Annotated in this window: 15 protein-coding genes; 8 read left to right on the top strand and 7 right to left on the bottom strand. The window is 42.3% G+C overall.

Annotated elements, in window-relative coordinates; translation table 11 throughout:
* The first annotated feature begins 674 nt into the window (after window positions 1–674).
* The 4 genes from D7V32_RS03710 to holA all read left to right on the top strand — a co-directional run bounded on the left by D7V32_RS03710 (window position 675) and on the right by holA (window position 5,591).
* A complete protein-coding gene (locus tag D7V32_RS03710) occupies window positions 675–1,010 on the top strand; it encodes a DUF4124 domain-containing protein (protein WP_120401575.1) in 336 nt (111 codons plus the stop codon).
* Window positions 1,011–1,175: 165 nt separating this feature from the next.
* Window positions 1,176–3,797, top strand: coding sequence for a leucine--tRNA ligase (leuS, locus tag D7V32_RS03705; protein ID WP_120401632.1), 2,622 nt, complete (start codon window positions 1,176–1,178; stop codon window positions 3,795–3,797).
* A gap of 234 nt (window positions 3,798–4,031) precedes the next feature.
* A complete protein-coding gene (locus tag D7V32_RS03700; protein ID WP_120401574.1) occupies window positions 4,032–4,589 on the top strand; it encodes an LPS-assembly lipoprotein LptE in 558 nt (185 codons plus the stop codon).
* A 9-nt stretch (window positions 4,590–4,598) separates the two neighbouring features.
* On the top strand, window positions 4,599–5,591 hold the full coding sequence (gene holA / locus D7V32_RS03695) for a DNA polymerase III subunit delta (RefSeq protein ID WP_120401573.1): 993 nt from the start codon (window positions 4,599–4,601) through the stop codon (window positions 5,589–5,591).
* Window positions 5,592–5,593: 2 nt separating this feature from the next.
* Here holA and D7V32_RS03690 read toward each other — a convergent pair whose 3' ends face one another.
* Window positions 5,594–6,043 (bottom strand): bacteriohemerythrin, encoded by a 450-nt coding sequence (locus D7V32_RS03690; RefSeq protein ID WP_120401572.1) that lies wholly within the window; start codon window positions 6,041–6,043, stop codon window positions 5,594–5,596.
* Between the two features lie 420 nt (window positions 6,044–6,463).
* Here D7V32_RS03690 and D7V32_RS03685 point away from each other — a divergent pair, with 420 nt between their 5' ends.
* Genes D7V32_RS03685 through D7V32_RS03675 form a run of 3 tightly spaced genes read left to right on the top strand, consistent with a single transcriptional unit; the run spans window position 6,464 to window position 11,191 of the window.
* Window positions 6,464–7,783 carry a MacA family efflux pump subunit gene (locus tag D7V32_RS03685; protein WP_120401571.1) on the top strand — a complete coding sequence of 440 codons (1,320 nt, stop codon included), beginning with the start codon at window positions 6,464–6,466 and terminating at the stop codon, window positions 7,781–7,783.
* A gap of 2 nt (window positions 7,784–7,785) precedes the next feature.
* Complete coding sequence (locus D7V32_RS03680; RefSeq protein ID WP_120401570.1) at window positions 7,786–9,765, top strand: MacB family efflux pump subunit; 1,980 nt, start codon at window positions 7,786–7,788, stop codon at window positions 9,763–9,765.
* A gap of 10 nt (window positions 9,766–9,775) precedes the next feature.
* Window positions 9,776–11,191 carry an efflux transporter outer membrane subunit gene (locus tag D7V32_RS03675; protein WP_120401569.1) on the top strand — a complete coding sequence of 472 codons (1,416 nt, stop codon included), beginning with the start codon at window positions 9,776–9,778 and terminating at the stop codon, window positions 11,189–11,191.
* A 31-nt stretch (window positions 11,192–11,222) separates the two neighbouring features.
* Here D7V32_RS03675 and D7V32_RS03670 read toward each other — a convergent pair whose 3' ends face one another.
* The 6 genes from D7V32_RS03670 to D7V32_RS03645 form a co-directional block, all read right to left on the bottom strand.
* Window positions 11,223–12,314 carry a hypothetical protein gene (locus D7V32_RS03670; RefSeq protein ID WP_120401568.1) on the bottom strand — a complete coding sequence of 364 codons (1,092 nt, stop codon included), beginning with the start codon at window positions 12,312–12,314 and terminating at the stop codon, window positions 11,223–11,225.
* A 7-nt stretch (window positions 12,315–12,321) separates the two neighbouring features.
* Window positions 12,322–14,799, bottom strand: coding sequence for a T6SS effector BTH_I2691 family protein (locus D7V32_RS03665; RefSeq protein ID WP_120401567.1), 2,478 nt, complete (start codon window positions 14,797–14,799; stop codon window positions 12,322–12,324).
* Complete coding sequence (locus D7V32_RS03660; protein ID WP_147394208.1) at window positions 14,792–15,442, bottom strand: hypothetical protein; 651 nt, start codon at window positions 15,440–15,442, stop codon at window positions 14,792–14,794. Before D7V32_RS03660 ends, D7V32_RS03665 begins: the two co-directional genes overlap by 8 nt.
* The gene (locus D7V32_RS03655) at window positions 15,429–18,056 is read right to left on the bottom strand and encodes a type VI secretion system Vgr family protein (RefSeq protein ID WP_171407568.1); all 2,628 of its coding nucleotides are present in this window, start codon (window positions 18,054–18,056) and stop codon (window positions 15,429–15,431) included. The genes D7V32_RS03660 and D7V32_RS03655 overlap by 14 nt, the downstream gene beginning before the upstream one ends.
* Window positions 18,057–18,328: 272 nt before the next feature.
* Window positions 18,329–20,113, bottom strand: a complete 1,785-nt coding sequence (locus D7V32_RS03650; protein WP_120401564.1) for a tetratricopeptide repeat protein — start codon at window positions 20,111–20,113, stop codon at window positions 18,329–18,331.
* A gap of 165 nt (window positions 20,114–20,278) precedes the next feature.
* A complete protein-coding gene (locus D7V32_RS03645; RefSeq protein WP_120401563.1) occupies window positions 20,279–21,049 on the bottom strand; it encodes a tRNA threonylcarbamoyladenosine dehydratase in 771 nt (256 codons plus the stop codon).
* A 126-nt stretch (window positions 21,050–21,175) separates the two neighbouring features.
* Here D7V32_RS03645 and D7V32_RS03640 point away from each other — a divergent pair, with 126 nt between their 5' ends.
* Window positions 21,176–21,406, top strand: coding sequence for a hypothetical protein (locus tag D7V32_RS03640; RefSeq protein ID WP_120401562.1), 231 nt, complete (start codon window positions 21,176–21,178; stop codon window positions 21,404–21,406).
* The last annotated feature ends 15 nt before the right edge of the window (window positions 21,407–21,421 follow it).

Below are 21,421 nucleotides of genomic sequence, written 5' to 3'. Positions count from 1 at the left end.
GCCGGCAAATGGGAGGCATCTGCGACGCTCATTCATTGATTGTCTGCACTGTTATAGCACACAAATTTCATAGTTTTCATAGCAATAAGAAAAAAATCTGACCTGCTTGCTGTTTGAGCAATATGGGGTCTAAAACATGTTGGGATAAACATATTTTGTTGGCTTTGTTCATCGTCTCGGCTAGAGAAGAAGTCCATTGCTAAAATGCACTTATTCGAAGGGTGATCGATCTAAGGCATATAAAACTAAAGACAGCATTTTTGTTGTTTCGACTACCAATGTCAAGTTTAAAAAATGGCTTTTTCTTGTTTATTCGCAGTCCGTTTACTTTTTAATCGCCGCGCTTTAGCTCTCAATTCCTTGCCCTACTGATTTTTATTAAATATTCCCAAAAAGCTATAAAAAACTTTTATATAACGGATAAATAATTTGAATACGAAATTTCTATTTTTTCCGCCTCCACTACAGCAAGTCTAAAAAACACATAGATTTCGGCATTTAAAATGCTGCTGAAATCAACAAAATTTGTATTTTTTTCACACTGATCATGATCAATGCGCCGCTTATCTGCTGCAGACTAAAAAAGCGTAGCGTCACAGTTAAAAATGCCGCAAACTTTCTTGATAATTTTCATCATCATGTTCCATTAAAACAATACAGGATGCGCTTCCATTATGAAAAACACAGCAATTAAATGCGTCATTGCAGTACTGGGCACTGCTTTTCTTGCAGCTGCGCCAAGCAGCTTTGCACAGCAATATTACAAATGGGTCGACTCAAAAGGTTCTACGCATTACACAGCAGCACCGCCGCCAGCCTCTGCAAAAAAGAAAGGTAAAATTGAAACCTATGGCTGGAAAAATAGCGGCCCAGCCAAAAGCAGCAATCCGGAAAATAAACCTGACGCTGAAACACCGCAAACAGCAGCACAAAATACGCCTGCCCCATCACAGCCTGCAAATAAAACGGCTGCCGAACAAGCAGCTGAAGCGGCTGAAACAGAAAAATAAAGCCAGTCTGCATATCAGCAATACTGCAAGCCAACGGCTTAAAAGTTCCGCCGCAGCAATTCAGCAGTTTTTTCATGCTTTACACCCCGCGCAAAATTCACTTTTAGGTGTATTTTGCGCTATGCTGTAACACACAATTTTTTATCGTCTTTTATATATACGTTTATGACTACTCACATTGACCCAGAATATCAAGCGAGCGCGATTGAACCAAACGTTCAGCAAGCTTGGGAAACCAATAAATCATTTAAAGTTGCCGATACTGTAGAAGGTCCACGTCGTTATATCCTCTCGATGTTCCCTTATCCAAGCGGTCGACTGCATATGGGTCATGTGCGTAATTACACAATCGGCGATGTCATCAGCCGTTTCCACCGCCTCAAAGGTGAAACTGTACTGCAGCCAATGGGCTGGGATGCTTTCGGTTTACCTGCTGAAAATGCGGCGATTGCCCATCAGGTTGCGCCTGCAAAATGGACATTTGAAAATATCGCTTACATGCGCGATCAATTAAAAAAACTTGGGCTTTCCGTAGATTGGGACCGTGAGTTTGCCACCTGTACCCCTGAATATTATCGCTGGGAACAATGGCTATTTGTTCAGCTTTATAAGAAAGGCTTGATTTACCGTAAACTTTCGACAGTGAACTGGGATCCAGTCGATCAAACGGTATTGGCGAATGAACAGGTTGAAAATGGCCGCGGCTGGCGTTCAGGCGCATTGGTTGAAAAACGTGATATTCCAATGTATTACTTCCGCATCACCGATTATGCGCAAGAGCTATTAGACGATTTAGATACACTTAAAGACGGCTGGCCGCAGCAAGTTTTGACCATGCAGCGCAACTGGATTGGCCGTTCACAAGGGATGGAAATTACCTTCCCTTCAGCAAATCCTGAAGTTTATGCAGATAGCTTAACTGTTTACACAACACGTGCCGATACTTTAATGGGTGTGACTTATGTTGCAGTTGCAGCAGAGCATCCTATGGCTTTGAAAGCTGCTGAAACAAACCCTGAATTGGCTGCATTTATTGAAGAATGCCGTATGGGCTCAGTGGCTGAAGCTGACCTTGCTACTGCTGAAAAGAAAGGTATGGCAACAGGTTTATCTGTTAAACATCCAATCACAGGTGAAGAAGTGCCTGTATGGATTGCGAACTATGTCTTGATGTCTTACGGTTCAGGCGCTGTGATGGCTGTGCCTGCACATGATGAGCGTGACTTTGAGTTTGCGAATAAGTTTGGCTTAAACCTGAAACAAGTGATTGATGCTAAAGGCGCTGAAGATGCAGATTTTTCTGCAACTGAATGGCAGGAATGGTACGGCTCTAAAGAAGGTAAATTGGTTAATTCAGGTGAATTTGACGGTTTAGGCTTCCAAGCAGCTTATGATGCTTTCCTTGCAAAATTAGAACCGCAGTCTTTGGCAAATACTAAAGTTCAATTCCGCTTACGCGACTGGGGCGTATCCCGTCAGCGTTACTGGGGCTGTCCAATCCCAATGATCAACTGCGTCAAGTGCGGTCAAGTGCCAGTACCGGAAGATCAGCTTCCTGTGGTGCTTCCAACTGATGTTGTACCAGACGGCTCAGGCAACCCACTCAATAAAATGCCTGAATTCTACCAAACTGCGTGCCCAACATGCGGCGGTGAAGCCCGCCGTGAAACCGACACATTAGATACTTTTGTAGAGTCGTCTTGGTACTATGCGCGTTATGCATCTCCAGACTTTACAGGCGGTATTGTAGATCCAGCAGCAGGCCAAACTTGGCTGCCTGTCAATCAATACATCGGCGGTGTTGAACATGCGATTCTGCATCTGCTTTATGCTCGTTTCTTCCATAAATTGATGCGTGATGAAGGTGTGGTACAAGGCAATGAACCTTTCACCAACCTTTTAACTCAAGGCATGGTGCTTGCAGACACTTACTACCGTGAATCTGAGTCAGGTAAGAAAACATGGTTCAACCCAGCGGATATTGACCTAGAGCGTGATGAAAAAGGCCGTATTCTCTCTGCAAAATACCAAGGCGACGGTCAGGAAGTGATTGTTGGCGGTCAAGAGAAAATGTCAAAATCGAAAAACAACGGTATTGACCCGCAATCGATTGTTGAACAATACGGCGCAGATACTGCACGTGTCTTTATGATGTTTGCAGCGCCGCCTGATCAATCTCTAGAATGGTCAGATGCAGGTGTTGAAGGCGCGAACCGTTTCTTGAAACGTGTATGGCGTTTAACTGCTGGCTTCCTTGAAAAAGGCAATGCCGCAGCTGCAATTGATACAGCAAACCTGTCTAAAGATGCACAAGACTTACGCCGCAAAACGCATGAAACCATCCAGAAAGTGGGTGATGACATTGAGCGCCGTCATGCATTCAACACCGCAATTGCTGCGATGATGGAATTGCTGAATGCAAATAACAAGTTTGAAGCAAAAGATGATAATGATATTGCGGTTGCCCGTGAATCAATCATCACGCTGTTAACTTTACTTGCACCATTTGCACCGCACTTAAGCCAAACTTTACTGGCCGAATTTGGTGTTGATTTAACAACTGTTTTATTCCCTGCAGTTGACGAGTCTGCGTTGGCACGCAATACACAAACGATTGTGGTTCAGGTAAACGGTAAGCTTCGCGGCAAATTAGAAGTTGCTGTTGATGCATCTAAAGATGACATTTTGGCTCAAGCGAAAGCTTTGCCTGAAGTACAGCAGTTCCTGACTGGCCCAACCAAGAAAGAAATTGTAGTACCGAATAAGTTAGTGAATTTGGTGGTTTAATCCTTAAAGCCCCTTCTCCCTCAGGGATGAGGAATATATTCCGCAAGGGGATGAGGGTAATTAATAACACTCACCTCTCCCCTTGCGAAACAGTGTTTCTCATCTCCTAACAGGAGAGGGAAATTTGAGGAATAAACAATTCCCAAACAAAGCCCGTTGCCAGCCAGCGAGCTTTGACTTTACAATCCTACAGAATTTATATAAATCGCGTTTGATAACGTCAGAGGACACCGTATGCATTTGGTTCAACGTGTTGCTGCAATTGTATTAACTTTGGGTCTAAGTGCTGGTCTCACTGGCTGCGGCTTTTATTTAAAAGGCACCAATCCGAATGTTGCACCGGTAACTTATGCCAATATGAGTTTAGTCCTGCCTCAAAATACTGAAAACTTAGAAGAAAAACTAAAAATCTACCTTGGCGCCGCTGGTGTGACCATCAGTAATGATGCAAATAGTTATGTGCTGCGCGTATTGGATTACACACCGCGCCGTTTAGAGCTGAATGGCAAACTGGTAGAGACATTGCTGCGCCTCAATGTGACTTTCCGTATTGAAGATGCGCAAGGCAACCCCGTAACTGAACCGCGCACACTTATGGCAACACGCAGTTATCAATATGATGTTGCAACAGTAAACACCGATGACCAAGAGCAAAAATATTTAAACAATGTCATTGTAGATGACATTGCACAGCAGATTGCCCGCCAAATCTCTTCAAACCGCTTACCGCCTGCCGTACAAAAAACGCAAGCGCCTGTGGCATTAACAGCGCCAGTCCCTGCTGCGGAATAATATCAACTTATGAAGCTCGATTACCTGCAAGCCCTTAAACGCGTAGATGAAGCCCGCGGCGCATGGGTCTTGCATGGTCAAGAACCATTATTGGAACAAAATCTGGTTGATGCATTTCGCGCAAGCTGGCAAAAACAGGAAATTGAACGTCAGCGTTATGACATCAGTTCAGCCAGTGACTGGAAAACTGTATTTAATGCTTTAAACAGCTTATCGCTATTTTCCAGCCAGCTGGCGATTGAAGTGCACGGCAACATCAAACCTGATGCCAATGGCCTCAAAGAGCTGAAAAGCTATTTGCAGCATAATGAACAGAACTTGCTGCTGATTGTTATGCCAAAACAAGATGCCGGCAGTTTAAAAACAGCATTCTTCCAAGTGATGGATGCAAACGGCGTAAGTGTTGCACTGACCGCAAGCTATGCCAAAGACCGTCAGCAAATTTTGATGGCAGAAGCGCAGAAACTGGGGATACAGCTGGCTAATGATGCATGGAAATGGTTAGAACAGCACCATGAGCACAACCTGCTGGCAGCGAAAAATAGTTTAATGCGCGTCAGCGATACCTTTTCAGAAGTAGATGTCATTCAAATTGATCATCTGTACTCGTGCCTGCAGGATCAATCGCGCTATACCGCTTACGATTTAAATGATGCAATGCTGCAAGGCAACTTGGCGCAGTCGATCAAAATTTTTCAATATCTGCTTGCTTCAGGTGAACCCGCTTCTCTTATTTTATGGAGCGTCAGCAAAGACATGCGCTTATTGATGGCGCTGTTTGAACAGCCGCAAAATGCATTGCAGCTGGGTATCTGGAAAACTAAAATCAGCCTTTATCAGCAAGCTTTAAGACGGCTGAACCCAAATGCCTTCTTGAGCTGGCCTGCACTGCTGCTGCGGATCGATGCGTCTATTAAAGGTTTAGGGCATGAAAATGCAGAGCATTTGATTATGCAGGCCATTGCACAAATGTGCGGTAAACGTTTATTTCCGCCTGCATAAGCTTAACTAAAGAAACGGGCAAACCAGCTTTTACCTTTTTTTTGCTCCTGCGCACGCAAATAATGCAGCATATTGTCACGGACAGAGTCCACATAGTCTTGGTCATCATGCTGAATATGATTAATGAGCCATTTAGACAATAAGCGGTACAAATCCTGCTCCACAGAAACGCCTTGTTCAAATTTAACCCGATATTCATTGAGACGTTTAACAAAATGCTCATGAATCCCGCGGTGTGACGGCAGATATTGATAATGCACTTGTTCTAATAAGTTCTCTTCGAAGCTAAAGTGTGATTGCGTATAATCAATCAGATCATCCAGCACTTCTTTAATTTTATCGCGCTCACCGCTCACGCGAATTTTTTCCAGCGCATTAATATAATCTAAAATTTGGCGATGCTGATTATCAATGACATCAATACCAATATTGTAGTCTTCATTCCATTCCATTTAGAATCCCCTGTCCTATTCCCAGCTTCAATTATGCTGTGCCCTCATGGCACATTCACTTTTTTATTAAATCCATAAAGTTATTATGGCTTTCGATCTTAGCTATTTTTTTCGTACAAATCTAGAGGAAAACCGCATGCTTATTGAATAAATTAACTAAAACCTCAAAATTAGTTATTTTCAATATAAATCAGTTATATAAATAAAAAGAAATCAAGCAGGCATCATATTTTCTAATTTAAGATCAGATCTGCCTGGCACGGTATGAAATGTGCTTTCGGCTTTGGCTTATATTGCATAGCCGCATATTGACACACCCTTAAAAAAGAATAATTATCATTATTAAATAGTTAGAAAATTCACGATTTATCCTAAATTTCCCTCTATAATTTTATGAATCTTTGATTTGAATGACTGACTATGCCAAAAATAAAACCAGCGAAATTAATTGTCGTTGTCATCTGTGCACTCGCCCTTGCTGTCACAGCTTGGTATTTTTTAAAGCCAAAACAAGAACTCCCGCAGTACATTACGGCAGAAGTCAGCCGCGGTGATTTAGAAAACTCCGTTTTGGCAACAGGCGTGCTTGAAGCCACCAAAATGGTCAGCGTTGGCGCACAGGTTTCAGGTCAAGTCAAAAAAATGTATGTTCAGCTCGGTGATCAAGTCAAACAAGGCGATTTGATTGCCCAAATTGATTCTGTCCGTCAGGAAAATGACCTAAAAACAGCTGAAGCCAGCATTAAAAACCAAGAAGCCCAATTGACGGTTAAATATGCAAATCTAGCAAAAGTAGAAGCCGAATTTAAACGTCAGCAAGCGATGTATGCGCAAGATGCAACTTCACGTGCTGAATTAGAATCTGCACAGGCAAGCTATAAAACCGCTCAGGCAGATATTCAAGCCATCAATGCGCAAATTGAACAGTCACGTTTAACCTTAGCCACAACCAAAGAAGATTTGGGCTATACGCGCATTGTTGCGCCTATGGACGGCACGATCGTGGCGATTGTGACGGAAGAAGGTCAGACCGTGAACGCCAACCAAAGTGCGCCAACCATTGTCAAACTGGCGAAACTGGACACCATGACCATTAAGGCTGAAATTTCTGAGGCGGATGTCATGAAAGTCGAAAAAGGTCAGCGTGTGTATTTCACAACGCTTGGCGACAGTGAAACCAAACACTATGCAACCCTGCGCCAAGTCGAGCCTGCACCATCTTCAATTAACAATGAAAGCAGCAACAGCTCAACCTCATCGTCCAGCACAGCCGTTTACTACAATGCTTTATTTGATGTGCCCAATGAAGACGGCAAACTGCGTATTGATATGACAGCGCAGGTTTATATTATTTTAGATGAAGCGCGTAATGTGCTGACTGTGCCTGCCGCCGCTATTCAAGCGTCAAACCGTCCGCGTAAAGCGCGCACAAATGCAGACAGCGCAGAAACATCTGCGAAAACAGAGGCTAAAGAAAACCGCCCTAAACGTCTGGAGCTAAGTAACAATGAAAAAGCGCTGGTACAGCAAGGCAAAGCTTCTGTCGCTATGGTGCGTGTGGTGCAGGCAGACGGTACTGCAAAACCGCAGCCTGTTTTAGTCGGTTTAAATAACCGCGTCACGGCGCAAGTCATCCGCGGCCTGAAACAAGGTGATCAAGTGGTGATTGCCGATGGTTCAGATACATCAAATGATGGAGCTAAACGCAGCAACCGCGCTGGCGGCCCAATGAGAATGTAATCATGAGTCAGCAAACAGCACCTCTGCTCGAGGTTCAAAATCTGACCCGCGAATTCCCTGCTGGCGAAAGCACGGTTCAGATTTTAAAAGGCATCGATTTAAAGATTTATCCAGGTGAGCTGGTGGCGATTGTCGGCCAGTCCGGTTCGGGTAAATCTACGCTGATGAATATTTTAGGCTGCCTTGATCAGCCCACTGAGGGCAGCTACAAGGTCAAGGGGCGCGAAACCCGCGAACTCGAAGCCGATGAATTGGCGCAGCTGCGCCGTGAATACTTCGGTTTTATTTTCCAGCGCTATCATTTGCTAGGCGATTTAAACGCTGCAGGCAACGTCGAAGTCCCCGCTATTTATGCAGGTGTAGATACAGAAGAACGCCAGCAGCGCGCCAAGCAGCTGCTGGCAGATTTAGGCCTCGCTGAAAAAACTCAAAACCGCCCAAGCCAGCTGTCTGGCGGCCAGCAGCAGCGCGTATCTATTGCACGCGCACTGATGAACGGCGGCGATGTGATTTTAGCCGATGAACCCACAGGCGCCTTGGACAAAAACAGCGGCATTGAAGTAATGCGTATTTTGCGTGAGCTGAATGCCAAGGGCCATACCATTATTTTGGTCACGCATGATCATAATGTGGCAAAGAATGCTTCACGAATTATTGAAATCAGTGACGGCAACATTATTTCAGATTTGCCGAATGTGCCTGAAACAGATGAAGCGCCGCTGGAAAAACAGCAGCTGCAGCCTGCGATAAAAAAGCGCACTTCTGCATGGCGTTCGGTGTTTGACCGTTTAGGTGAAGCCTTCCGTATGGCGCTGCTGGCCATGAATGCCCACCGCATGCGCACCTTCCTGACCATGCTGGGCATTATCATCGGCATTGCATCCGTGGTATCTGTCGTCGCGCTCGGCAACGGATCTCAAAAGCAGATTTTAGAAAATATCAGCAGCCTCGGCACCAATACCATTACGGTATATCAAGGCCGCGGTTTTGGCGACAACTCGCGCTCTTCTCAAGTCAAAACCCTGATTCCTGCGGATGCTACGGCTCTTTCTGAGCAGCCCTATGTCGATGGTGTCAGTCCTTCGGTCAATACTTCTGTAACAGCCCGATTTAAAGATACAGAAGCCTCTGCCACGGTAAATGGCGTAAGTGAAGACTTCTTTTATGTCCGCGGCATGAATTTCGCTTCTGGCCAGCCTTTTGATAAAGAAAGCGTGACCGAACAGACTCAGGACGTTGTCATTGACAGCAACACGCAAAAAACCTTCTTTGCTGACGGTACAAATCCAGTCGGTCAAGTGATTTTATTGGGCAGCGTGCCTAGCCGAATTATTGGCGTCATTGAAGAACAAAAAAGCATGATGGGCAATTCAGACAGCCTGAATGTGTATCTGCCCTATTCCACGGTCATGAGCCGCATGCTGGGCCAGTCCAATGTGCGCAGCATCATTGTGCGGGTGAAAGATGAATATCCAAGCGCTGCTGCGGAAAATGCCATTTTAAATCTGCTGGTGCAGCGTCATGGCGCACAGGATGTCTTTACCCAAAACTCAGACAGCATCCGTGAAACCATTCAGCAAACCACACAGACCATGACTTTACTGGTATCCGCCATTGCCGTGATTTCCCTTGTGGTTGGCGGTATCGGCGTGATGAATATTATGCTGGTGTCTGTGACTGAACGTACCCAAGAGATTGGTGTGCGCATGGCAGTTGGCGCGCGTCAAAGCGACATCTTGCAGCAGTTCCTGATTGAAGCTGTGCTGGTGTGCATCTTGGGCGGTATTTTAGGCGTTCTGCTGTCCTTGGGTATTGGACAACTCATAAGTCATTTTGCTGGCGGCACATTCCAAATGGCCTACTCCACCACTTCCATCGTGGCTGCATTCATTTGTTCAAGCCTGATCGGTATTGTGTTTGGTTTCATTCCAGCACGTAATGCTGCCCGCTTAAATCCTGTTGATGCCCTGTCCAGAGAATAAGGAACATTTTATGCAAATGAATTTAACCCAGCTTGCAGGCGCCCTGATTCTCGGCGGGAGTCTGACGGGCTGCGCAGCGATGGTGAAATCGCCATACGAACAGCCCGCGGTAAATATGCCTGCCAGCTTTCAAAATAGCAAAGCCATGAGTCAGCAGATACATGCCGATGCTTCTGCAGATCAATGGTGGATGCTATTTAATGATGCCCAGCTGAATCAGCTAGTGAATCAAGTCTTAAATGCCAACACGGATTTGGCTGTTGCAGGGATCAATTTGCAGCAAGCGCGCATACAGGCGAAACAGAGCCAAAGCCAGCAAAGCATCCGCATTGGCACAGCAGGCGCATCTGTTGGACATCGCTTTAGTTTAGATGGCGATGGCGACTCCTCAAACGGCATTTCACTGAACTACCCTGGCCTCAGCTATGAGCTGGATTTGTTTGGCAAGCTGGCAAATCAAACTGAAGCTTCGCGCTGGGAAGCATTGGCCACTGAACAAGACTTGCAGGCAACTGCGCAAAGTTTGATTGCCACGACTGCCAATCTGTATTGGCAATTGGGCTATTTAAATGAACGCTTTGCGGTAGCACAGCAAAATTTAGCCAGCACACAAAAGACTTATGATTTGGTCAAGGTTCAATATAAAGCTGGCGCTGTGTCAGGTTTAGATTTAACCTCCGCCGAACAATCAGTACAAAGCCAAAAAGCGACTTTAAGTCAAATTGAGCAGCAGAAGGTCGAGACGCGTACTGCATTGGCCATTTTACTGCAGCGTCCTGTGCAGCAGCTAAACATTGCAGAACCTGCGCGTTTACCGCGTACTGCCCTGCCAAATATTGCGGCGGGCCTGCCTGCGGATCTGCTGTCGCGCCGTCCAGACTTAAAAGCGTCAGAATTACGTTTGCGTAAAGCCTTAGCTAATAAAGATGCCAATAAAGCCAGTTATTACCCTTCAATCAGCTTAACTGGCAGTTTAACAACTGGCGGCAGCAGTACATCATTGACTGAGGTTTTATCTAATCCTGCAGCCATTTTAGGCGCGGGTTTGTCTTTGCCATTTTTACAATGGAATGACATGAAACGTGATTTAAAGGTCAATGAACTGGAATATGAAAAGTCGATTATTCAGTACCGTCAGACTTTATATGCAGCCTTTGCTGATGTAGAAAATGCGCTGTCTGCGCGCAATGAACTGGACAAGCAGGTCCAGCTTCAAGAGCGTAATGTGCAGCTTGCAGAAAAGACTGAACGTTTGACTGAAGTGCGTTACCGTAATGGCGCGGTCGCCCTGAAAAACTTGATTGATGCGCAGAAGACGACTCGTGATGCACGCTTGTCTTTGGTGCAAACCAAGCAGAGTCAATACAATACTTATGTGACTTTGATGCAAGCTTTGGGTGGCAGTCCGATTAAGCAATTGCCATGATATAAAAAAGCCCTTTCGGGCTTTTTTATTCTTAAAAGAAATTCCAAAACTTCAAGTAATTGTCAAACCCGCGACCTCGCGTTTGCGCGATAAGCTCAACAAAAGAAGTAAAGCACAATAACCCTATGTAGGCACATAAAATACAAATTAAATAGTGAGTGAATCCAAATTTATTTGAATTCAAACTAATACCTTCAACCTGATTAGCACCACGATCATCTAATTTAAAAAAATAATTTCTATTAAATAAATGAATAAATAAGTTTCCCAACAATGAAATAATATAATAAAAGAGAAAAAAAGATCGGGCATAGTCAATAATTTTATTCCTTTTTAAACTTCCAACCTCATCAATCACATATTGATATTTAGAATCAGAATTATTTTCTTTAAAAATATAATCATTATCAAAAAATGTATACCAAGATTTTTTAAAAATACCAAAAACTTTTGAATAATAATTTTTTTTCTTAATATTCTTATATTCCTCACCTTCCATGTAATTCACTACAAACTGCCAACAAGATGAAAACTTCAATAGATCTTTTTCATCACTGACGTTCCTAACAAAATAAAATGGTTGCTCAATATTTTCTTTAAACTTAAATTTAATTTCATGATATTCGATATCTGACTTTATATTTATTTTTTCTACAGCCACAATTAAATCATCCCAATCAACAACAAACTCTTGATCATCAATTTTTGGGAAATATACTTTTTTTAAAGTTCGATTAAATCTAATGGGAAATTGACGAAATGAAATGAAATTTTTAAAACCTGAAAACCATATAATAAATACCCACCCCCCAATAAGAATAAACACTGAAACAATCAGCATAAAAAAACCATCTTCTAGAAAATTAATAAACAAATCTGGCACTACATAAGTTAAAGGCATTAAAATAAAAAATGAACAAATTAAACCAATCCCTACGATTCCACCTCTCCCATAAAAACTTTTATCATAAAACTCAACGTAATCGTTATTTAGATCACGAATATAACCATAATCAATAGGCTCTGCCTTAGGTAAGTTTTCAATTAAATATGACTTCGATTGATCTTTATTTTGAGTCTTTGGATATTTGACTGTCACACCGTAGAGTTTATGATAGAGCATAATATTCCTATTGAGCGATTGCTTTTAGTGAAATGTCAAATTGGGATTTCAGCTGATCTAAAGTTTTATATCTATCATTTTTCAAGGTTCCAAATGCACTTCTTTCCACCCAATCTTGAAGTGCATTATCTTTATATTTAGCTATCATAATTGATAATCCTATCATCACACCTGCAATAATTAATCCATAAACTCCAAAAATTGTTAATCCTCTTAGTAGCGCAACACCTAACCCTATTCCTAGAACTCCATTTAGAAATTGCATATTCATTAATGTACGATTGCCTTCTGCACGAGAATTCGCAGAGTCTAATAAATCCATGATACCAACTGCAAAAGAAGCTGCTCCACCTAAAAGTCTAGCGGTTAGGTTAAGTGACGTTTTCATAAATCCAGCTTGTTTTTTCAAAGCATCGCCAAATTGAGCAAATGAAGCAATTGCCGCCATAGCACCAGCATAAGCTCTAAAACTATTATTCTGAGCATCATGCGCCATCACTTCATCACCATATGCATCGTCCCATAATTTTACGAAGACCCATGTTTGGAATGCGCCAACTATTAAGGAACTTCCTGCTAAAAACATTTTAGTTACATGGGGTGCAGATCTATTCAAAGTTTCTTGAACTGACGTTTTTACTCTATCACGCCATTGCAGATCAAAGTCACTCGTAACAGCATTTTTAAGATCTATGTTATCTACTGTCACCGCTTTTAAAGCTTGCTCAAAACTATCAACATTCTTAAAAACTCCTTTTACAATTACCAGGTTTCTTTTCACTACATGTTTTTTCAAATTTGTTTTTGTTGCCAAATCCCAAATATGCTGATCAATCATGAATTTTAAATTTCTTGGATCTGTTTTAATACTCTGCGCTAATGTAGGATTCTCTCTTGCTGCTGCTAAAATCATCTCTTTTCTTAGCACTGAAGCCAATTTACTTGTTCTAATGTTATTTGTAATAAATGGTTCAAATTTCACTCTGTAGAGTCCAGCATAACTGATCGCGGCTAAACCTGTATTTAATCCATTTAATATACCTTGAGCTAACATGATATATAAGGATCCAAAAACGACTGCAAATCCACTTCCTAGTTTATCTACATGACCTTCTACAGTATTTTGAAATGCGCCTGAAAAACTCCCCCAAAGCCCATCCCAAGGTATATCTCTAAACTTATTTTCAACATCTGGTTTTAATTTTTTAAATGAATCTCTAACCTTTGCCTTTAATACATCCTGATTCAATACAAAAACATTTAGCATATAGTTTTTTGAAGAGAATTCATTGTAACTCATCATCTTTAACAATTTATTTTGAATATTATCAAGTACCCCCATACTGCCTAACATCAAAATAATTTCTTTACCATAAGCTATACCACTATTCATATCAGATGAATCAAACTGATTAGAAAAATATGCCACTACTCTATTACAATCCAACCATTTTTCATAAATTTTTGACAATGGAAAAACATTATTATCATGTAGTTTCTTTTTTTCATCAGTAAATTTTTTTAGCCATTCCTTTCTTTCTGAATGATTAATTTTGCTATGATATTTTTTCCATTCTTCTTCTATCTTTTTTCTCAAATCTTGATGTTTGCTAATTTCAAAATCATAGTCACTTTTTTTCCATACATCACCAGATTTTAGAACTAAATCTGCAGCGCGAGATCTTTGAGTCTCTTTATCTCTAACCTCACCAAACTTGTAATTTAATACAAGCCCTTCTCTTACACCTTCTTCTAAAGCTACTAAAGTCTGATGGGTATATGTTTGCTTTTCATATCCTTTAATAGAATTAGCAGTTACATATTTTTTCTCAACAGCAGTCTCAATTTCTGCCATTAGCATGATTGGATCATGTAATCCAACCAATAATCCTTTGCCTTTATTTAGGCTCTCTGCTGTATTTAATAAATTCTTTTTAAATCTACTTATTACCTCATCTTGTATTTCCATTATTTTGTTAATTGGAACATATTCCAAACCTGTAGCAGAGCCAATTGATAGCATAGTCATATGACTACGAAACTTTGGATCTTTTATATGATTATCGATTATTTTTTTTGTCCACTTATGTGCACTAAAACATATCCAAACATTTCGTTTAGAATTAGCTTGAGGCAACGTAATCAACATACCATTTAGCACTCGATTACCATCAGTAGAGCAAATTTTGCAAATTGTATTATTAGTCGATGATAACTGGCTAACTTTTAATGTGTTTGTTTCACCATGTCTGCTATAACAGGTTAATTCCTTAGGTTTTAATTCATCATAAACATATATATATCCTAAATTTCTTAGACTTTTTAATTCATATGAACCCTGATTAGATAGATCAGGATAATTAGCAGGCTTCGCTATAATTAACTTCCTATTTATTGATGAATTATATCCAATTCTAGTTAAATATATAGGTAAACCTTTCTTGTTACATGTTTTACAATTTGTGTTATCTGGTAATTTAGACATTGAATTCACCATATACTTTCTTAATTATAAGATTTATTTCTTGGATAGAATTTTCTACTTTGTACTTATTAATCTCATATCTAATTTTTCTATTTATTAATTCAATATCATTAATGGTGATTTTCGAATTTATTTCTTTTGAAAGATCTAATTTATACCAATCACCATTTACAGATAAATCCCAACTATCAATAAAATCTGAAAGACTAATAAATTTTGGATAAATTATTGCCAAGTGCATAGCAACTCTTGGATCATAAACTCTAAAAATTTTTTTCTTATTAAATGATATAATAGAGTTAAGAAATAAAGAAAAATCATCAAAATTTAATTTTGTTTCGATCAAATTTTGAAATAAATAAATTTTATCAAAATTTGATTCATATGAATTGGTAGTAATAAATGAAATCTCATCCCAAATTATTTTTTTCTTAGCCAAATCAATCTTATTCAAATCAATTAACAAAGGACAAATATTCTTGTTTTTAAATACATTTAAACCTATAAAATGATACACCAATTTAAATTCATCAAAAAGTTTGTATAGTTCTGGCCAAAAACCTGCTTCCAAAATTGCATAATTAATTTTATTAAAATAATTTAAATCCAAAGTAATTTTACTTATTGTATTAATTGAGTTCAATTTCTGCACTTCCACTGTCTGATGCATCTAATGCTTTATATTCACACATAAGACTCGGTAAACTTAATTTTATATTATTGCTTAGCTCGGGTCCCACAAACTGATGCTGCCCCGCCTTCGCCTCAAACTTTCCACTCGTAGTCGGAAAAACACCCGATCCATTAATTGAGATCTGCGAACCGCCTGCAGTTAAATTAATCTCTTTCGGGCTGGTAATATAAATCGTATCTTCTGTTGAAATAATTTGAATACCTTTGCGTGCAATTATATCTGCACCATCGCCCTGAGCCTGAATCTCAACCTTTCCTTTACCTGCAAAAGCGCGTAGACCTTCTTGCGCTGCAAATAAGCTAATCTTCTTACTTACATGTGCAATTAAACTCTTTTGCGTACTTAGGTTAATGCTGTCGCTCGCACTTTGGCTGATCTGCCCATCTGCAGAAATATGAATATCTTCATTTGTACTCAAAGCGATAGAGTTGGGTGAAGCTAAGACCATTACAGCTGTTTTAAAGGCATCAGCCTGTTTCGGATCGGTTTTACTTAAACTATCAATAAAACCCTTAATATTATCCAACACTTCTAATGGATCAGTTTGCTGATTCTTAGCCACCTCACTGAGCGCTTTACTACTGTTTAAACTTCCTTCCAATTGCTGTTTTGCTTCTTGAGCATCCAAGTGCATGCCTGAGGCTTGCCCTTGTGAATGCGTACTAAGTAATAAACCCTGCCCCGCTCGAACTGCGCCCCATTGATCTGTCCGCAGCTCAAAACCCTCACCTCGATCTGCACTGCTTTCTTTATCTTTAGGATGACTGAGCTTGCCTAAATTCAGCTGCGCTGCGCCATGACTGCTTTGCAGCTGTGTTGATATTTGGCCTGTGGTGTCATCAAAGTGTAATTGACCAAATCCCTCGCCCGCCACTTCTTTGGAACGAATTCCCGCGATTTTTTTGGTATCTGGCAATTGTCCTTTATTGTCAAATTTAGCGGGACTGCGCTCCCCTTCGTGGATTCGTCCCACCACAAATGGCCGGTCGATATTGCCGTCAAAGAAATCGACTACAACAATTTCATCTATGCGCGGTAAGAAGCGTGCGCCATATCCTTCGCCCGCCCAAGGCGTCAGTACATCCACCCAAGCCGAGTCTGTATCGGTATCATTGCTGCCTGCGCCACCATCATGGCTGTGGTCATCGCTGCGGGTAAACAGGAAGCGGACTTTAATGCGTCCCCACTCATCGACATGAATTTCCTCACCTGCTGGGCCCACCACTTTTGCACGCTGTGCATATGTATTTGGACGGTGCTGCAGCGGCTGATATTCAGGCACAATATTGATATTGCGGCGCTGCAAGGTCAGACGGTTGGCTTGACGCTCATCGTCATCATTTAGCGCTTTCATCGGCCACTGACTTTGCTGAATCAGCTGATTCACCTGCGCATTTAAATCTTTCGGCAGATTGTTCTGGTTATAGAAGGTTTTGCCGATAATCAAAAATTCTTTGTCGGCGCCGCTGTGCAAATCTATTTCAGGATGTTCTTTCAGCTCAAACCAATAACCGACATGGGTATCACGCACTGTACTTTGCGCAATGAACTGCTTCGACTGCAGCGCATGATATTGTGTCAGCTGCTCATTCAGCCGTTCTATCTGTGAACTTCCCGAAGCTGTCGCGCCATCCTCTCCATTTAAATCCTGCATCCATGCTGGACTGCTGTGCCATGCTTGCTCTAAAGCTAAACTGGCATTGCTTTGGTTTTGGCTATGCAGATGTTTCGCCTGCACAGAACCTGCGCCTTCCTCTTGGCTCAGGCTGTCAGACTGCCAGCGTTGTACATGCACAGCTGTCGGCTGCAGGCTGCGCTGCGCAATAAAACTGGTAATGCTGTCCTGTTTTTCTGTGGCGCTGCTGCGGTGAAAACGGATCGCACAGCGGCTAAGCGCGCTGAACTGGCTGCTGTCATCAATCAAACGCAGTTTTTGCGGCTGAATACTCTCCGATACATGCATGACTGTATTTTGCGCTTCATCAATCAGCCAATTGATGCCTTCACTGCGCAACAGGCGGGTTAAAAATTCATAATCGCTTTCGTTCGACTGCATTATAAACGGACGCACATCATAGCTGCGCTGGATGCCTGAAATATCCAGACTTAAGGCTGCCGCAAACAGCGGACTTTTTTGCTGCCATTCTTTAAACAGCAGCTGCACAACGTCTGGCACTGTCTTATTCATAAAGACGCGGCTGTTACGGCGCTGATGCCAAAGTGAGGCCGCATCCTGCAATCGCAGTTTATATACGGTCAATGAACCGTCACTTTGCCCTTGCACTGCTTCGGTAATAATGCCGCTGCTGCGTACTAGCTGGCCTTGATCTGTGACCTGATCTACTGCAGCTTGTGCGCCAATAAAGTTTTTTAATGGAATGCAGGCATCTGCGGACAGACAAATCAGCTCTGCGCTCAGGCCTTCATTTAAAGTGTGGGCGCCGTCAATGCGCTGTAAAAAAACTTGGCTGGTTAAAGCTGGATTAGAAAATTGAATATGCACGGCACGTTTTTGCGGGCTCAAGCCTAATTTTTCTAATGCAGCAAAAAGATTGCTTTGCATAATTATTGTCTATTGTTAAATTGAGTTTTATTTTAATTGGGCGATATTTAAGCAAAAGCGCCACAAACTTCCAAGCTTTAAATTGTTTTATTTATGACTTTAATGTGAAAAACTGACGTTTTAGTCGCAAAATTGAAACAATTGAGTATTTAAAGAAAACTCAATATATTGGATCTATCCATAAAAAAGCGCGCCTTAAACTGGACGCGCTGCATTGATCTGCTCCGTAAATTTCATGCTGCACAGCAGATAAAACTCGCTGTTCAAGCTATTTAAACATGCAGATAATCTTCCACATTTTTCAGTAAACGACGTGATTCGGCATGCTGCATGCGGCTGCCTTTTTCTAGCCATGTTTTCGCTGTGCTGACATTGCGTTCCACACCTTGACCATATAAATACATACGGCCCAAGTTGGCATAAGCATCAGGATTTGCCCCAGCTGCTGCCTGCTGATAATAGCTTAAAGCTAAAACCATATCGGCCTCCGCTGCCGTGCCGTGTTCATAGCATTCAGCCAGTAAATTCTGCGCAGCTGGATTGCTTAAGGCAGCTTGCTGTAAATATTGCAAAGCTTGTATCTGTTGCTCAGGCTGTTTCAGCAAAGCTTGGGCCAATTGCAGCTGCGCTTCTGCATGTCCAGCATCAGCCGCCTGCTGCAAATACTCCCATGCCTGTTCAAGATCAAGCTCCGTTTGACTTGTTTCACCCGCATATAAACGATACAGCGCCCAAAGCGCTTGGTTTGAACCCTGCTGTGCCGCCTGCTTAAAAAAGGCGATCGCTTTTTCTTTTTTCGGCAGCGGATAAATATCCATAAGATAAAACAAGCCGATTACATAATATAAATCAGCGCTGCTGCTGACCTTATATTTCCAGCCCTGCTGTGCAGCAGCCTGTATCAGCTTCTGCGCCTGACTCGTATCTTGCGCCGTGCCAACGCCATAAAGGTGACATAAAGCCAGTCCCATTTGACTGACATAGCTGGATTCTTTCTGCTCCGCTTGGCTATATAATTCAAACGCCTTTTCTTGCGGTGCATCAACCAAATACTGCTCAAAGTGCAGGCCAGCTAAAGCACAAAGCGCATCGCAGCTGCCCAGCTGCCCAGCTTCCATCCAATAACGGTAAGCCATGGTTTCATTTTGATCTGCATGCCAGCCATGAAAGTATGCATGCCCCAGCAGCGCTTTCGCTTTCGGGTCTTGCTGCTCTCTGGATTTTGTCATCAAATCAGACAGTACGCGCTGGCGCTGATCTGTATCATATTGCCCCATCAGTACAGCTTGCTGATACAGCGGCATCAGCTGCTGTGCGCCCAGCATGATGCTGGTTTTCAAATACTGCAGTGCAAACTGGCTGTTTTGCGCCACAAATGTACCGAACTGATAGAACTCATACAGCTGCTGGTTAGCCGGCAAGCTGCGCTGCTCAGCAGCCTGAAATAAGGCATCCAGACCCTCACTGATTTGCGGCGGGTCTGCCTGAAATAAAGCATGCTGCGCCAGCTGAGACAATGAACCAGCATGGCCATTTTCTGCATTGCGTTTCAACAGGCTCAGCTGCTGCTGTTCAGTCTGATCAGATGTCAATGTATTCAGCCTATACTGAGCATCAACATGTCCCAGCGCTGCCGCATGGCTTAGCCAATAACGCGCTTTTTCAGTATCGTTCAGCTCATCCTGATGCAGAACACCCAGCTGAAAAGCAGCTTCGTCGCCGCCTAAGCGGAACGCTTTTTCCAGCAGCCCCATTGCCTGCTGCTGATTTTTTTCACGCCCCTGACCATGCCACAGCATCAGCCCCATTTGCGTCAGCGCCTGCGGCAGCTCATGCTGCTTATTCAGATCTTCATAAATTTGATAAGCGCGCTGAAAATTGTCTTGACCTGCTTCACGGACTAAGCGGGCAGCATAATTCAGACGCGCATCAATATTATCCAGCCACAAGTCATGCTGAACCATATTCGCTTGATCACGCGTGACAGGATCAGGACGTTTCCACATCCAAAAAGCCAGCCCCATCCCCCCAACAATCATCAGCAGTAAAAACCACATAGCGCCCCCATACGAAAATTTTTTATAATCTGCAGCCAGCAGCCTATTGATTATTCGCAGCTGCCAACACAATCAACGCTTTTACCAATATAACGATTTTAAATCCAGCGATCAAAAAAAGCACCGTAAACGGCGCCTTTGTTTTCTATAAAAATGCTTCATACATCAAAGTTTAATACGTTTTGCATCCAACTTTTTCAGTACTTCAGCTACAGCAACCATCGCAAAACTGGAAGTCACAACAACCGCTGAGCCATATCCCCCGCAGCGTAAACCTGCACTCGGACAGACATCGGCGCTGGAAAATGGATTATCAATTGAATACACGCAAGTAATGCCAAATTTATCTTTCGGCTTTTTACAAATTCCTTTGCTGCGCAGCTGAGTACGCAATTTTGCCAGCATCGGGTCCTGTTCTGTCTTTGACAAATCTGCCACACGAATTTTAAGCGGATCTAATTTCCCGCCAGCACCGCCAGAGACAATCAATGGAATTTTATTAAAACGGCAATGCAGCATCAGCGCCAATTTCGCTTTGACATCATCAATGCAATCTAAAATTAGATCTGGATTGCCCGCTAAAACCTCTTTGACATTTTCTGGCGTCAGATAATCATCAATTAAATTAACTTTGATTCTTGGATTAATTAAACGGCAGCGTTCCGCCATGACTTCAATTTTTTCATGGCCTAAGGTTGAACTCATGGCTGGCAGCTGACGGTTAATATTCGATGCCGCCACCACATCCATATCGACCAAAGTCAGCTCACCGATACCCGTACGCGCTAAAGCTTCAACCGCCCACGAACCGACACCGCCAATACCAATCACCATGACATGACTTTTTTCATAGTGTGCAAAACTGTCATCACCATAAATTTTAGCCACACCGGCAAAACGGCGGTCATATTCATCATCTTGAAGCAAGTCAATCATGTGGTCTCAAAAGCTGTAAAAATCTGGCGCCATTTTAGCAAATTCAACATGTATTTACTGCGGGAAAATACTGTGCAATAAATAAACGAAAATCTAAAAGCTTGAATATCGCCTCAAGGAAACATCATGCTTTTTACGCTGCTGCTTGCGCTGAATATGCTCTGTGTTGCCGGCTATATTGCCTATTTATATTTACGCAAAACAAAACGGCTGTATTTAAGCATTGCCATCCGTGTTCTGTTTATCAGCCTCTTCATCATGACTGCCATGGGACTGCATAAAACAGATTGGGAGTTTTTGCTGATGCTTTGCATTTGGGTGCTGTTCGAAGCTGTCAATATGAAATATCGCGTCTAAAGCCATAATCACAAC

The organism is Acinetobacter tianfuensis, assembly GCF_003611465.1.
GTDB lineage: Bacteria > Pseudomonadota > Gammaproteobacteria > Pseudomonadales > Moraxellaceae > Acinetobacter > Acinetobacter tianfuensis.
The sequence above is the reverse complement of the archived record's forward strand: the minus strand, read 5'-3'. Positions and strand labels throughout refer to the sequence as shown.